Genomic DNA, 14373 nt, shown 5'->3' on the forward strand with positions numbered 1-14373 from the left:
TAATGAAATATTAAAATCAATATATGTATGATTCATATCAAATATTCTTGTTATATTATGCTTTATAGCTTTAATTGAAAAATTTTATTGACAAAATATTTTTTTTGTGTAAAATGAAAAATAATTCAAAAATATTTGTCATAGAACAAAGGCTATGAAAAGAAATAGTATCAATTATTTTTACGAACAGAAAGTTACCGGTTGATGAGAGGTGCATGTAAAACGATTGGGAATTCATCTTGGAGCTGCGTACCGAAAAGATTATTCTAAGTAGGCTACGTCGGTAAGCACCCGTAATCATGTGCGAGAGTATCGTCAAATGACCGTACTTCTTAAGGTAAGTAATGTGAATTGCTTATAAATTAAAGGTGGTAACACGAGTTGAATCGTCCTTTTGGTTAATCCAAAAGGGCGTTTTTTTATTCCTTTTTTGAGCAAGTATTTGAAAATCTAAACGTATTAGGAGTAAGACATTATGAAAGATAATCATCAAGATTCACAGCTAAAGCGCGGATTAAGTACTCGTCACATGCAATTAATTGCACTTGGTGGATCAATTGGGGTCGGTTTATTTTATGGCTCTAGTTCAACAATTCAAATGGCTGGACCATCTATTCTACTAGCTTATTTAATTGGTGGATTAGTTATTTTCACAATTATGCGTGCATTAGGAGAAATGGCAGTAGAGGAACCAGTATCAGGCTCGTTCAGTACGTACGCGAATAAATATTTAGGACGCTTTGCGGGGTTCTTATCTGGTTGGACGTATTGGTTCATGTGGATTGTCGTTGGCATGGCAGAATTAACAGTAGTCGGTGTATACATTAACTACTGGTTCCCTGATATTCCACAATGGGTAACTGCTCTTGTAGTCCTTGTTATTATGACGCTTGTAAACCTAGCAAATGTAAAAGCTTACGGAGAATTTGAATTCTGGTTTGCGATGATTAAAGTTGTTGCGATTATCGGTATGATCGTTCTAGGATTAGCCATTATTTTCTTCGGTGTTGGCAACCATGGTGAAGCAATTGGCTTCGATAATTTATGGGCACACGGTGGCTTCATGCCAAACGGTTTCCATGGTATTTTAATGTCACTAGTATTGGTTATGTTCTCATTTGGTGGGGTTGAATTAGTTGGTATTTCTGCAGGAGAAGCTAAAAATCCTAGCAAATCCATTCCTTCAGCTATTAACAACATCGTTTGGCGTATTTTAATTTTCTATATTGGTGCATTAGGCGTTATGATGGTTATTTATCCTTGGAATGAAGTTGGTTCAGAAGGTAGCCCGTTCGTTCAAATTTTCGATTATGTCGGCATCCCTGCTGCGGCTCACATTATTAACTTTGTTGTCATTACAGCAGCAATGTCTGCATTTAATAGTGGTTTATACGGTTCAGGGCGTATGCTACACAACTTATCGGTACAAAAAAATGGTCCGAAATATTTTAAAACAGTAAGCAAAAACGGTAGTCCACATAGAGGCGTTTTATTTTCTTCAGCCGTATTATTAATGGCGGTTGTCTTAAACTATGTAGTACCTGAAAAAGTGTTCATCTATATTTCTGCTGTTGCGACAGTTGCAGTCATTACAAGCTGGATGATTATTTTATTAGCACAATTGAAATTTAGAAAGTCAAAAACGAAAGAGGAAGTAGCTGAACTGAAATTCAAAATTCCGCTTTATCCATTTTCTACGTACATTGCCATTGCATTCTTATTAATGGTTATTGTGTTAATGGCCTTTATTCCAGATATGCGGGTTGCCCTATATGTCGCTCCAGTTTGGTTTTTAATCTTATTTATTGGATATAAAGTAAGAAATATTAAAAAGTAGTTGAATCATTGCATTTAACTGATACTTCTTCAACGGAGACAGTCCTTTTGGTTTACTTGATTGGTTACACCTATCTCAAGATTAATAATTTTTATCCACTAGTAAACGTTTAATAACAATATTAAATGAAAGTTTGGAAAGAAACCGAAATCCAAGAAATGCTATTAAACTAACATTTCTTGGATTTTCCTTTGAATATTGTTTCTACAGCTTTTTATGCAAAGGGCTACGATAGTAATTATGCAGAGTATGTTATCTGAATAAAATGATTGTAAAAAGAAATTGGAGGGGTTCTATGGGTGATAGGTTACCCTTTTTTAATATATTGATAAATAATAGCTCTCTAAAAATGGAGGCTATTTGATTAATTTCTAAGAAAATTTTAAATGTCATCTGCCAACATTTTTTGAACTAGCAACGACTTCAAGTTGGGTAGGGTAGGCAACCATCTTTTTCTTTATTATTGTACTAACGGGGCAGTTTAGTTGAAGAGTGTTGTTTAACTTGTTACTCCATAATCAGGCCATTTTCTTGAGTAACATATTTAAAGAAAATTGTTAAGGTGTTTGTTTTATCATTAAACAATAAAGAAGATAGATGATCAAAGAAAAGAAGTAATACAAGTTAATATTAGTTTCGATGAACCGCAGCGTAAGATAAGAAAAAGCCATTCCCTCCACAAGTGGAGAGAATGACTTTCCTTCATAAATCGCAAAACTACTGATTACAATTTTGCCCAACGTTCCTCTAACCAGTTCATAAATTGTACACCTTTATCGCCTTCATACGCATCAAAGACATCTAAACGCATACGTTTTAGTTTATCCGCAAAGTCTGCCACTGTATGATCCTTCGGCAAGCTCTTTTTAACCCGCAGGAAAATTTTGTCTGTTCCTTTGATAATATCAAAACGTGCAGGTGATGGCTTCTCTACGTCTTCGCCAAGCGCCGCAAGTGCTTCATAGGCTGCTACTTGCACCTTGTAGACAGTATCATGTTGCATACGATTTATTAATAAATCTATGATTTTGTCATGTTGATAAGCCGATAACTTTTCGACTGCGTCTAAACGCTCTCGCCAGCTAGACGTATAATTTGCCTGTTTTTTTAATGTTTCATACTGCTCAGGTAATGCTGTTTCAAACTGTTTCAAATAATTGCACCTCTTTTTTTAACTAGAGGAAAAATGAATTCTTTTTCTTCTGCTTCTCTTATTATACGTTGTCTTAATGAAAATAGCGATAAATCGCTGGTAAGGATATATATATAATGGAAACTAACTACATTAAGGTGAACCGTATCATAATTATGTACTATCTTAAACTAACGAGGGCTTTAATTTAAGAAGACATCTGCTTATGATCTTCCACAATGGGGCGCTGTTTTTGCGCTACATGGATGGCTAACGGAATAATGGAATTAAGATAAAAATTGCCAAGTTCAATTTTAGTATCGAGGAATTCCGCATTTTCTTAAATTACATCAAGTTGTATGTATAAAACATCGCTTAAAAAGTGCCTCCTAAAGCTAACCCGTTCTAGATTAGAACGGGTTAGCTTTACTGAGACTATAAAATTAAATAGCTATATTGTATTGTCACTTTATATTACTTCATCTGGTGGTTGTGTCTTTCTCCAGCCATAAAACTGCATGACGTCTTTTGATCATATAAATCATTTCAATTCCCACCTTCCATGTTTTTTAATTAACAAAATTAATATTGACGAATACGAATATAACTTTCAATTTTTCTTTGGTTCTCTTCAAAGATTTTTTTCACATTTTCATTATGAAGTGCTTGCTCACGAGAGATCTTACGTTTTGTAATAGTTATCGTGAGAGCAAAAATGTTTAATATCATTTATTATCACCTCCTTAAATTACCATGAAAAATGAAAAAAACCGTAGAGAGACTCCTCTACGGTAAAAAAAGGCACAAAAATACCGCAGGGGCACACTTCTCCCTGCGGTATGGGTATGCTTAATTACAAAAAACTTAAGCGATCCATTCCGATCTGGTCGAATGTGTGATTTTCATTTTTACTGAAGTTGTAGCTACCAATGACATTAATTTAACGATCATTTCATTCGACCTCCTTAAGAATTTTTGTTTACTTTGTAAGTATATCTTTCTTTAAGTTGTTTGTAAACATCTTTTACTAAGATTTCCTGATTATTGAAGCGAGAGCTGTTATGCAACGGGTGCATGGGGAAATCCAAACCCAGCAAATTCTACAGGGGGATGGCTATAAAATGAAAAAGCATTAGTAGATCACATTGAATATGGTATCCTATACATTAATAAGAAGACTAAGAGATATGTCAATAAGAAAATTGCAGTTATTAGTGGTGGTCATTCGGCTAGTAATACATTATTGGCACTCGCTGAATTACAAGCAGAGAATCCTGCAACAAAGCTAGTGTGGATTATGCGTAAAAAATTTGTAGCAGAAGCCTATGGTGGTGAAGCATAGTTGTGGTGGCACAGTAAGAGCGCATGGAGAAAAAAATCTGCGCCAACCAGAAAAGGACTTCTATATAGTCGGAGCTAAAAGTTATGGACGCGCTCCAACATTTTTAATGGCAACTGGCTACGAACAAGTTCGTTCAATAACAGCTTATTTATCAGATGATGAATAAGCGTCAAAACGTGTGGAGTTGGAGTTACCTTAAACAGTATATGCAGTATAAATCTTGCCAATTAAACAAATTCACTAAAGGGGGAGACAGTTTTGTCCATATATACAACAGCTTATGAGTAGTTGACGTGTCTAAGCCCTCCTCCACGCCAAATAATTTTAGTTTACATAATATAAATTATAGGAAGTTATATTTCATTGAAAAGTATACTAATAATAGTGAGACGAAATGATGTACATGGACATCAAAGTCTAAACTTTAAAGACACCAAAGTCTAAACTTTACTTCATTATCAAAAAAGTTTAGACTTTGGTGTCTTCTTTATTATGCAGCCCCGGTATCACTTTAAACTGCTAGTCATAACATAGCGTAAGCCATCCAAGGAAAAACAACACTAAAGCAATAACCTTAAAGATAATTTTTAGTTTAATAATGATCATTAAAGCTTTAATTTAGAGTTAAAAAAATCGATCAAATAAATGAGCCTTATTCAACTAAAGCCACAATCATTTCACCTGCGCTTTTAATCCAAGATAGTCATTAATGGCAAATAATAAAGAATCCAGCTCTCTCTTAGAGCGACGATTAGATAATTCACCTAGCAAATTAACACTCAATTGGTCTTCTATTATTGCATCTGTGTGAACCAATTCTTTTGTCGTAATCCCCATTATCCTAGCAAATTGTTCAATGCGTTCCGATTTTAGAGTACAATCTCCTTTTAATATAAATCCTACAAGTACTTTACTTACACCTAATTGTTCAGCTAGCCATTCATAAGATTTATCCTCAGCCTCTAACCAATTAATTATTTTGTTAATTACAATTTCGTTAGTTTTCATATCATACTCCCCACCTATCTATAAAAATCTTATCATTCTATATAGGCATCCATAAAGTTTTTATTCATTCAATGGAAATACCCGAAGTATTATAAAAATTGAAACTTTATTTCAAAGCTACCTTCTTCTTTCCATTAAAACTGTATCATGCCATTTCCCATGTAACTGAGCAATTCTTTCTCTCGTACCAACAATTCTAAAGCCCATCTTTTTATGTAATTGGATACTTGATGAATTGATCGCAAAGATGGATGATTGGAGTGTCCAAAACCCCTCCTTTTCACTCTCTTCAATTAGTACTTTAAATAGCTTAGAGGCAATACCTTTCCCTTTACTTTCACTCGATATATAAACACTAACTTCTCCAACTCCAGAATAGACGGAGCGTGTAGAGAAGGGTGAAATGCCAATCCAACCAACCACTCTATTGTGTTCTTCTGCAACAAAGCGCATGGTCGCATGATGTCTTTCATCCCATACCTGTTCACTTGGCACAATTGTTTCAAAGGTTGCCATCCCTGTTTCGATTCCTTCTTTATAAATCTTTAATACCTCTTGTAAATCCTTCTTTTCCATTTTACGAGTAATTAGTGTGTCCATTCCATTTCCCCCTTGAATATTTTAAAAGGACTGCTAGCTTGCGCTAACAGTCAAATTTTTAACAACATGAATTGGATTGATTGACAAGATTAATACTACATACGCCTGTTTCTGGTAATTCTAATTCCACACGTTTCGACGCTTCTTCATCTCCTGATAAATAAGCTGTTATTGAACGAACCTGTTCATAACCTGTGGCCATTAAGAATGTAGGTGCGCGTCCATAACTTTTTGCACCGACAATGTAGAAGTTCTTTTCTGGTTGTCTTAGTATTTCTTCTCCATGCGCTCTTACAGTTCCGCAACTATGCTCATTAGGGTCAATTAGTGGCGCTAATGCTTGCACACTTTCTGTTGCTGTATCAATAAATAAACGCAGTTCATTGTTCATTGTAAAATCAGGTCTATTTCCTGCATTAACAATAAGTTCATTGAATCCTGTAAGTACTTTTTGTTCTCCGTTTATAGTACCTACGATATGGATATTTTCTTCTTTTTTCACCTGTGATATATAGAAAGGTGTCACTACTTCAATCTTACCTGTATCTACCAATTCATGGATGCGTATACCGAGTGCGCCACGTGCTGCCAACGCATCTTTTTCCTCACCACCATAAGCTTCTTCTACAGATCTTTTACGCATTATCCACACAAGTTTTGTTGAAGGATTTTCTTTTTGTAAATCAGCCAAAGCTAATAAGGTATTGATTGCTGAATGACCACCACCAATGACAGCAATCTTCTTATTTGCATATCTCTTTGGATTCGTATTTATATCTGGAATACCGTACTCAATGTGATCTACTAATTCTTTCTCATTTTTCAGCCAAACACCTGTAGAATTTGCTGGGTTTGGATTCCCCCATGTTCCAGTTGCATCAATAACTGCTTTTGCCTCAATAATATCGATGTCACCCTCTTTTTCGACATATATATTAAAGGACTGATTGAATCGATTTTTTGATTTCATTTTATCATTTAATTGTCGTGAAATACCTACTACTTTTGAGTTCAATCGGATACTTGGTTTTATTTGTGTTAACTCTGCCAAAGGTTTTAAATAAAGATCAATTAACTCATGCCCCGTAGGTATTGTTTCTAAGTTAGGTTCTACCCAATCAGATCCCTCTAATAATGATTTAGCAGCTTTATTGATGTTATAGCGCCATGGGGAAAATAATGTGACATGCCCCCAAGTACGAATATTGTGTGCTATTTCATTGCCAGCCTCAAGTAAAATAAATGACTGGTTTTGCTCTACTAAATGAGCAGCAGCAGCTAACCCGATAGGACCTGCACCAATGATGACAATCGGTAAATTCTTATTGGAATTATTAACAGTCTCTTGGACTTCAATGTCCTGAGCAGGAGTACAACAAGATTGATTTTTATTGATTACTTTTAGTGTTTTCATATAAACTTCTCCTCTTTTTTCCCTATATAAGCATTCCCTTATATAAAATATATTTTTTACGTCTAGCAGTAAGCTAGACGTAATCTATTTAAGCTTTTGTGATAGTTATTAACACACTTCAATTTCACACATGATTTTATCAATTTCTTTTATAGCTTTTTCAAATTGCAACCATGTAGAAGTGCTGTAACGATCCATATCCCCTTTAAAGAAGAAATCAAAAGCAAACTCTTTAGCCTGTATCAATGTGTATTCTCTACTATTCATAATTAACTTTAAATAAGCGATAAAATAATCTTTAGTTAATACGCTAGCATGATTTACTGTCATTATTGTATACTCCATTCAACGGATTGAATAATTGTTACGACAGACAGTATATTTAGGATCAGGATCACCCGTTAGCAAGATGTTGGTGAGTATCCAACTAATACTAAACCTAGTTCACCATTCTCTTCTTCTGCATGGATCGTAACATCTGTTAATTGCGGTGCAATATCAGGATGAATTGCGACTTCGATACCTTCAATTGTTTGAATTGCATCTTCTTCTGCTGGTGCTTCTAAGCCTACACCTAAATTAACTCCACAGCAGCCTGCAATACCAAAGAAACGAAGCGTTTTAACCTCTGAATCAGCTAATACCTGTTCTAAATAATTTTTACCTTCTGGACTCATTTTCATTTGTTATTCTCTCCTTTTAATTCATGTAAGCCTTGTGTTCCAACCGGTGGCGTTTTTACCCATGGAATGGCCACAAATTGATTATTGCTGATGGATCTAACTTCTTTTAGCCATTTTGTTTCAGCTTGTTGTTTTTGAATTAATGTTGGACTTGTTATATAGATAGATGAAAATGTCTGATTAACAACCCACCAATCAACAGATAATCCAGCACGGTGTAAATCTTCTTGTAAGCGCGAAGCTTCATAAACAGGTGTTGCTTCAGGAAGAGTTACAATGGCAACACTTGTATAAGAGGCATCACGCAACCTTGGTAACAGGTTAGAAACAGCTGGAGGAATATCCCCTTGTGAACGGCTTAATTCCCGATGATAAGCTTCTGTTGCGTCTAGTAAAAGCAACGTATGCCCTGTTGGGGCGGTATCAATAATAATGACTTCATCTTGATGATTTTCTACCACGTTAGCAAATGCTCTGAATACAGCTATTTCCTCTGTACAAGGAGAAGCCAAATCTTCTTTCACAAATGCTAAACCTTCCTCATTCATCGTTTCACTTGCCTTTGCAAGCACTTCTGCTTCATAGTTTGCCACTTCTGCTTTTGGATCAATACGACTTATCGTTAAATTTTTAACGTTGTCATCACCGAATGTCCAATCGAGGTGTGCGGCAGGATCTGTTGTAGTTAAATGTACATGAGTACCCTCTTCTGCTAATCGTAATGCAATATAAGAAGCTACAGTTGTTTTTCCAACCCCACCTTTACCCATCGTAAAAATGAGTTTCGGCTTACGTTCTAAATAATCCGCAATCATTTCTTCTATCTCAGGAATCTTAGTTTCTTCATTTGATTCATCTTCATATACAACTTCTTGGTCAGTCATCCATGCTTGCATACGCTCAATACTTGATAAAGAGTACGGTACAAAAGGTAAGTAGAAATGCTCAAATTGATTTAGTTCTTCAGGAATTCTTGCTATTGCATCAGCTTGACGTGCAATGAAAGCCTCTTCGATATCATCAGTAGAATTGGCATTGCTCATATATCCATTAATTAGTAGAGTCTGATTTTGAATGCCTATTTCAAATAATTCGTGAGAAGCACGTGCAGCTTCCTTTAAAGGATTTTCTTCTGGGCGTGTCACTAACATTAACGTTGTTTGATTAGCATTCTTTAAACGTTCAACTGCCTCTTTATAGACTTCACGTTGTGGTTCTAGCCCTTTTAAAGGACCTAAACATGAAGTGCCAGTCGTGTTATCGTCTAGAAACGTAGACCATGCAGAAGGCAACTGTAATAATCGTAACGTATGCCCTGTAGGGGCTGTATCAAACACGACAGTGTCAAAATTTCCAATCACTGAAGTATCAGTCAATAGTGAAGCAAATTCATTAAAAGCAGCAATTTCTACTGTGCAAGCACCAGAAAGTTGTTCCTCCATATTTTGTAATACCACTTCAGGTAGTTTTCCACGGTACGGACCAACCATTTGCTCTTTGTAATGTTGTGCTGCCTGTTCAGGGTCCAAATTTATCGCAAATAAATTGTCTATGCCTTCGATTTTTGTCGGACTATTAGAAAGCGTTTGGCCAAAAATATCTTGTAAGTTGGAGGCGGGGTCTGTACTAATTAAAAGTACCTTTTTCCCTTCCTTTGCAATGGCTATTGATAGGCTACACGCAACCGATGTTTTCCCAACGCCCCCTTTCCCTGTGAAAAACAGGAATGGGGTGTCTGGGAAATGACTTCTTGTAAAGCGTTCCATCTTACGCATCTCCTTTTAGTGACAAGCGTACTTTTGGCTTTTGTAGTAATTCGTCTTCTGAAAGTCCTGACCACTGTGAAAATTGTTCATTTGTTGGATAGATCCCTTTGCAAAGTAATTCTCCATCCACAAACGTTGCAGGCAAGGCATCCATTCCTTCTGACATTAATAGTTGATTAATTGCTTCATTTTCTACAAAAGCATTTGGCTCGTTTGTAAGATTAAATCTTTCAGCTTCTATGTTTGTTTTCTTTAAGTTATTCATAATAAATGACATACGCAATAATTCTGGGTCTATAGAGGGTCCACATAAGCCTGTAGAACAGCACATTGCTGGCTCATAGATATGAATTTTTTTCAATTTATTTCAGCTCCTCAGCTACAAATTGTTCAATGCGTTTACCAATTGCATCACGAACATTTTGGAATACAGCCCACTTCTCTTCATCAGTACCTGTCGCTTTCGCTGGATCTTCAAATCCCCAATGCTCACGACGAACATGAGGAGGCGTCATTGGACATTTATCAGCGGCATCCCCACATAACGTGACAACTAACGTGGCGTTGTTTAATGTCTCAAAATCAATTAAATCTGATGTATGATTTGAAATATCAATCCCTACCTCCGCCATAGCTTTAATAGCATTCGGATTTACGCCATGTGCTTCAATACCAGCACTTTTTACAGTCCAATTTGTAGGTAGCAATTTCTTTGCCCATCCTTCAGCCATTTGACTACGGCATGAGTTCCCTGTACATAGGAAATAAAGTGTATTTGTCATCGTAATTGCTCCTTATAATTTAATGGTTTTAAAGTATTTTTTCTGCCAACGTAAGGCAACCCATACAAGTCCTATGAGGACTGGTACTTCCACTAGTGGTCCAATAACAGCGGCAAATGCCACGCCACTATGCAGGCCAAACACACCCACTGCAACCGCAATCGCTAGCTCGAAGTTGTTGCTTGCAGCTGTAAAAGAAAGAGCTGCTGTGACAGGATAAGATGCCCCAACTTTCCGGGAAGAGAAGAATGACACAGCAAACATGATCACAAAGTAAATAAATAATGGAATAGCAATTCGCACTACATCAAGTGGCAGTTCTACTAATTGCTCCCCCTTTAAAGCAAACATCATCACAATCGTGAACAGCAGTGCCATTAAAGTAAGTAGTGAAATTTTCGGTAAGAACTTTTCTTCATACCACTGTTTTCCTTTTGCTTTAATTCCTTTCCATCGTGTGAGGAACCCTGCAGCAAATGGTATCCCTAAGTAAATTAGAACGCTCTTTGTAATCTCCCACATAGAAATGGATACATTGAAATTCTCTAAACCAAACCAACCAGGTAATACATTTAAGAAAAAGTAAGCAAAAATAGAATATGTTAAAATTTGAAAAATAGAGTTAAATGCAACTAAACCAGCTACATATTCACGATCTCCACGCGCTAAATCATTCCACACAATCACCATGGCAATACAACGAGCTAAGCCAATCATAATGAGTCCAGCCATATATTCTGGGTAATCATGTAAGAAGATAATCGCTAAAAAGAACATGAGGAATGGGCCTAGTAACCAGTTTTGTAAAAGTGATAGTAATAGCACTTTCCAATCCTTAAACACGCGCCACATTTCTTCATACTTTACTTTCGCTAATGGTGGATACATCATGATAATTAACCCTATAGCTATCGGTATGGACGTTGTGCCAATAGACATGGACTCTAACGCTTCACCAACATTGGGCATGGTGATACTTAATACAACACCTATTCCCATCGCAACGAATATCCAAAGGGTAAGATAACGATCTAAAAAAGAAAGCTGTTTTGTTAAAGATTCATTACTCATTTATATTTCCCCCTACATGGCAGCAATTGGTTTCACAATTGCACCCGTTTAAAGGCTGAATTTGTTCTAAGATGCCCTTCATCAGTGGCGTTTGATCCTCTACTAAACGGTAATGTTTCCAAGTCCCTACTTTACGTTCCGTAATAATGCCTGCCTCCTTTAATTTTCGTAAATGCTGACTAACGGCTGGTTGAGATATGCCTAGCACATCCACAAAGTCACATACACAAACCTCCCCTTTCTTCATACATGCAAGTAATTTAATGCGATTCAAATCAGCTGCTGCTTTTAATTGTTTTTCAATTAGTGTGTTTTCCATTTATCTTCTCTCCTTATATAACTATTTACTTATATATTATTTTAAATAAAATCACCTCGTTAAAGAAAAGGTGAATTAATGATTATATAACTATATTCTTATATTATGATTTATTTTTTTAAAATGCAATAGGTATTTACCTATTTTGAAAAATTCTTTTTAGTGTTGCTTTCATTTTATTAGAAAAAGGATTTTCATCTAATTCCATTTGCCTTTTACATGATATTCGATTCACTTAAAGTCACTGTATCTACAGTCTCTAAATCGGTAAATAGAATATGAGTAGTACGCTTAGAGGCTATCTAAACGTACTCTTCAAAATGTTTAATTTAAGCTATCTACTTTATTCTTCTAACGATTCTAAGTATCTATAAAGTGTTGATTTACTTATTCCTGTTTCATTTTTAATATCAAGCAATGTAAAGTTACCCGAATGGTACATAGAGACAGCCTTTTGGATATTTTCATCAGGTTTTCTCGGTCTACCAATTGCCTTGCCCTGCTCTCTCGCATTTGTTATCCCATTTTTTGCTGACTGTTTAGCTACGTCAGTTTGGAATCGCATATAATGCTCCATCATTTCTTGTAATGAACAAGTTAAAGATTGGTTATTACAGATTTCCTCGTTTCTAAACTGAATAGTTACCCCATCTTTTTTACATAATTTTATTAGATCATTTAGGTGTCGGGTTGTATCCGCTAAAACAAACATACGTTCAACAATTATAGTATCTCCTGGTTTCAATACCATAAGCATCTCTTCTAATACAGTTCTTTTTTTGGGTTTGCCGTGTAACTCATGATAAATTTTATTGCACTCTTTAGGCATTGCTTTAATCTGTTTTTCACATGTTTCATCATCATATAAAGGTCGTATATAACCGTAAATCATCAATTTACCTCCAGTTCAATTCCCAAAAAGGTTCCCTTTTAGGAATATAGATGTTAAGATACTCATAGAATTTAATAATAAAGGAGAATATCATGCAAAGTTTAAAACAACAATGGTTCGGAAACATCCGAGGCGATATATTGGCAGGAATCGTCGTGGCACTTGCACTTATACCCGAAGCCATAGCTTTTTCAATTATTGCAGGTGTGGACCCTATGGTAGGGTTATATGCATCATTCTGTATCGCTGTCATTATAGCATTTGTCGGCGGTAGACCAGGTATGATTTCAGCTGCCACGGGTGCCATGGCTCTTCTAATGGTGCCTTTAGTAAAAGAATATGGACTTGATTATTTACTAGCGGCTACTATCTTAACAGGCATTATACAGATACTATTCGGCTTGTTCAAGGTAGCTAAGGTAATGAAATTTATTCCAAATGCTGTGATGATTGGTTTTGTTAACTCATTAGCTATTTTAATTTTTTTAGCACAAGTATCTCATTTCATTGGCATTTCTACAATGACATATGTTTTTGTAGCAGTTACCCTTTTGCTTGTGTATACATTACCAAGGTTTATTAAGGTAATTCCAGCACCACTTATAGCAATCGTTGTATTAACTGCTGTAGCAATTTTTAGTGGGGTAGAATTAAGAACCATCGGAGATTTAGGGAACATTACAAAATCACTACCTACTTTTCTCATCCCTAATGTGCCTTTTACTTTTGAAACACTTCAAATAATTATCCCATATTCATTAGCGTTAGCGATTGTCGGTCTACTTGAATCTTTATTAACTGCACAAATCGTAGATGATATGACAGCAACTGAAAGTGAAAAGAACAAAGAAGCAAGGGGTCAAGGGATTGCTAACTTTATTAACGGGTTCTTTGGTGGCATGGCTGGTTGTGCAATGATAGGTCAATCTGTTATCAATGTGAAGTCTGGTGGTAGAGGGCGTTTATCTACCCTGGTAGCAGGATTATTCTTAATCTTTTTAATCATTGTGTTAGGCGATTTGGTTGTAAAGATTCCAATGCCTGTATTAGTAGGTATCATGATTATGGTAAGTATCGGTACTTTTGATTGGAGTTCCTTTAAATATTTAGTAAAGGCACCTCGGACTGATGCTATTGTTATGTTAGTTACCGTGATCATTGTTGTTTACACACATGATTTATCAAAAGGAGTTATTGCAGGCGTTATTTTAAGTGCAATTTTCTTTGTAGTAAAAATCTCAACATTGAAAATTTTACAAAATGGGAATATTTATATTGTTGAAGGGCAATTGTTTTTTGCATCTACTGATAACTTTATTAATTACTTTAAAAATGCTGAGTTTAGTTCTTCTAAGATCACGATAGATTTTTCAAATAGCCATATTTGGGATGATTCAGGAGTAGGTGCTTTGTTTAAAGTAAAAGATTTACTGCAAGAAAAAGGAGTTGTTATCGAAGTTACAGGACTAGATACAGCAAGTCAAAAAGTTATGGATCGATTAGACGGAATGTCATCATCTCATTAGA

General features: G+C 35.7%; 15 protein-coding genes, 1 pseudogene and 1 other annotated feature. Of the genes and pseudogenes, 3 read left to right on the plus strand and 13 right to left on the minus strand.

Features of this window, described 5'->3' with window-relative positions:
* The first annotated feature begins 145 nt into the window (after window positions 1–145).
* Window positions 146–397 (plus strand) — a binding site (T-box leader).
* A 78-nt stretch (window positions 398–475) separates the two neighbouring features.
* On the plus strand, window positions 476–1837 hold the full coding sequence (locus MHI34_RS18370; RefSeq protein WP_101966689.1) for an amino acid permease: 1362 nt from the start codon (window positions 476–478) through the stop codon (window positions 1835–1837).
* 724 nt (window positions 1838–2561) lie between these two features.
* Here MHI34_RS18370 and MHI34_RS18375 read toward each other — a convergent pair.
* Both MHI34_RS18375 and MHI34_RS18380 read right to left on the minus strand, forming a co-directional pair.
* Window positions 2562–2990: a HEAT repeat domain-containing protein gene (locus tag MHI34_RS18375; RefSeq protein ID WP_036126241.1), complete on the minus strand. Its 429-nt coding sequence runs from the start codon at window positions 2988–2990 to the stop codon at window positions 2562–2564.
* A gap of 561 nt (window positions 2991–3551) precedes the next feature.
* Complete coding sequence (locus MHI34_RS18380) at window positions 3552–3698, minus strand: YrzI family small protein (RefSeq protein ID WP_080717122.1); 147 nt, start codon at window positions 3696–3698, stop codon at window positions 3552–3554.
* A 311-nt stretch (window positions 3699–4009) separates the two neighbouring features.
* On the opposite strand from MHI34_RS18380, the pseudogene MHI34_RS18385 reads away from it, so the two are divergent.
* A pseudogene (locus MHI34_RS18385) lies at window positions 4010–4510 on the plus strand (flavoprotein); the annotation flags it as partial.
* Between the two features lie 473 nt (window positions 4511–4983).
* Here MHI34_RS18385 and MHI34_RS18390 read toward each other — a convergent pair.
* The 11 genes from MHI34_RS18390 to MHI34_RS18440 all read right to left on the minus strand — a co-directional run bounded on the left by MHI34_RS18390 (window position 4984) and on the right by MHI34_RS18440 (window position 12846).
* Window positions 4984–5319 (minus strand): helix-turn-helix transcriptional regulator, encoded by a 336-nt coding sequence (locus MHI34_RS18390; protein ID WP_342503751.1) that lies wholly within the window; start codon window positions 5317–5319, stop codon window positions 4984–4986.
* A 117-nt stretch (window positions 5320–5436) separates the two neighbouring features.
* Window positions 5437–5919, minus strand: coding sequence for an N-acetyltransferase family protein (locus MHI34_RS18395; protein WP_342503752.1), 483 nt, complete (start codon window positions 5917–5919; stop codon window positions 5437–5439).
* A 58-nt stretch (window positions 5920–5977) separates the two neighbouring features.
* Window positions 5978–7333 carry an NAD(P)-binding domain-containing protein gene (locus MHI34_RS18400; protein WP_342503753.1) on the minus strand — a complete coding sequence of 452 codons (1356 nt, stop codon included), beginning with the start codon at window positions 7331–7333 and terminating at the stop codon, window positions 5978–5980.
* A gap of 108 nt (window positions 7334–7441) precedes the next feature.
* Window positions 7442–7663: a hypothetical protein gene (locus tag MHI34_RS18405; RefSeq protein ID WP_342503754.1), complete on the minus strand. Its 222-nt coding sequence runs from the start codon at window positions 7661–7663 to the stop codon at window positions 7442–7444.
* 71 nt (window positions 7664–7734) lie between these two features.
* On the minus strand, window positions 7735–8016 hold the full coding sequence (locus MHI34_RS18410; RefSeq protein ID WP_036124835.1) for a Fe-S cluster assembly protein HesB: 282 nt from the start codon (window positions 8014–8016) through the stop codon (window positions 7735–7737).
* Window positions 8013–9782 carry an arsenical pump-driving ATPase gene (arsA, locus tag MHI34_RS18415; RefSeq protein ID WP_342503755.1) on the minus strand — a complete coding sequence of 590 codons (1770 nt, stop codon included), beginning with the start codon at window positions 9780–9782 and terminating at the stop codon, window positions 8013–8015. Before arsA ends, MHI34_RS18410 begins: the two co-directional genes overlap by 4 nt.
* A gap of 1 nt (window position 9783) precedes the next feature.
* The gene (gene arsD / locus MHI34_RS18420) at window positions 9784–10143 is read right to left on the minus strand and encodes an arsenite efflux transporter metallochaperone ArsD (protein WP_089932857.1); all 360 of its coding nucleotides are present in this window, start codon (window positions 10141–10143) and stop codon (window positions 9784–9786) included.
* A gap of 1 nt (window position 10144) precedes the next feature.
* Window positions 10145–10564 (minus strand): arsenate reductase (thioredoxin), encoded by a 420-nt coding sequence (gene arsC / locus MHI34_RS18425; RefSeq protein WP_342503756.1) that lies wholly within the window; start codon window positions 10562–10564, stop codon window positions 10145–10147.
* A gap of 12 nt (window positions 10565–10576) precedes the next feature.
* Window positions 10577–11635: an ACR3 family arsenite efflux transporter gene (gene arsB / locus MHI34_RS18430; RefSeq protein WP_342503757.1), complete on the minus strand. Its 1059-nt coding sequence runs from the start codon at window positions 11633–11635 to the stop codon at window positions 10577–10579.
* Complete coding sequence (locus tag MHI34_RS18435; protein WP_342503758.1) at window positions 11628–11954, minus strand: metalloregulator ArsR/SmtB family transcription factor; 327 nt, start codon at window positions 11952–11954, stop codon at window positions 11628–11630. The genes arsB and MHI34_RS18435 overlap by 8 nt, the downstream gene beginning before the upstream one ends.
* 343 nt (window positions 11955–12297) lie before the next feature.
* Window positions 12298–12846 (minus strand): recombinase family protein, encoded by a 549-nt coding sequence (locus MHI34_RS18440; protein WP_099805675.1) that lies wholly within the window; start codon window positions 12844–12846, stop codon window positions 12298–12300.
* Window positions 12847–12935: 89 nt separating this feature from the next.
* On the opposite strand from MHI34_RS18440, the gene MHI34_RS18445 reads away from it, so the two are divergent.
* Entirely contained in the window at window positions 12936–14372 is a 1437-nt protein-coding gene (locus MHI34_RS18445) for a SulP family inorganic anion transporter (protein ID WP_342504487.1), read from the plus strand.
* Window position 14373: the final 1 nt, after the last annotated feature.

Source organism: Lysinibacillus sp. FSL L8-0126 (assembly GCF_038630385.1).
Lineage (GTDB): Bacteria > Bacillota > Bacilli > Bacillales_A > Planococcaceae > Lysinibacillus > Lysinibacillus fusiformis_D.

What these genes read in the sequence shown, in the direction of transcription:
- MHI34_RS18400 (WP_342503753.1), bottom strand. Translation starts at nt 7,333, where the DNA reads ATGAAAACACTAAAAGTAATCAATAAAAATCAATCTTGTTGTACTCCT.
- MHI34_RS18370 (WP_101966689.1), top strand. Translation starts at nt 476, where the DNA reads ATGAAAGATAATCATCAAGATTCACAGCTAAAGCGCGGATTAAGTACT.
- MHI34_RS18395 (WP_342503752.1), bottom strand. Translation starts at nt 5,919, where the DNA reads ATGGACACACTAATTACTCGTAAAATGGAAAAGAAGGATTTACAAGAG.
- MHI34_RS18435 (WP_342503758.1), bottom strand. Translation starts at nt 11,954, where the DNA reads ATGGAAAACACACTAATTGAAAAACAATTAAAAGCAGCAGCTGATTTG.
- MHI34_RS18440 (WP_099805675.1), bottom strand. Translation starts at nt 12,846, where the DNA reads ATGATTTACGGTTATATACGACCTTTATATGATGATGAAACATGTGAA.
- arsA (WP_342503755.1), bottom strand. Translation starts at nt 9,782, where the DNA reads ATGGAACGCTTTACAAGAAGTCATTTCCCAGACACCCCATTCCTGTTT.
- MHI34_RS18380 (WP_080717122.1), bottom strand. Translation starts at nt 3,698, where the DNA reads ATGATATTAAACATTTTTGCTCTCACGATAACTATTACAAAACGTAAG.
- MHI34_RS18405 (WP_342503754.1), bottom strand. Translation starts at nt 7,663, where the DNA reads ATGACAGTAAATCATGCTAGCGTATTAACTAAAGATTATTTTATCGCT.
- MHI34_RS18410 (WP_036124835.1), bottom strand. Translation starts at nt 8,016, where the DNA reads ATGAAAATGAGTCCAGAAGGTAAAAATTATTTAGAACAGGTATTAGCT.
- arsB (WP_342503757.1), bottom strand. Translation starts at nt 11,635, where the DNA reads ATGAGTAATGAATCTTTAACAAAACAGCTTTCTTTTTTAGATCGTTAT.
- arsC (WP_342503756.1), bottom strand. Translation starts at nt 10,564, where the DNA reads ATGACAAATACACTTTATTTCCTATGTACAGGGAACTCATGCCGTAGT.
- MHI34_RS18390 (WP_342503751.1), bottom strand. Translation starts at nt 5,319, where the DNA reads ATGAAAACTAACGAAATTGTAATTAACAAAATAATTAATTGGTTAGAG.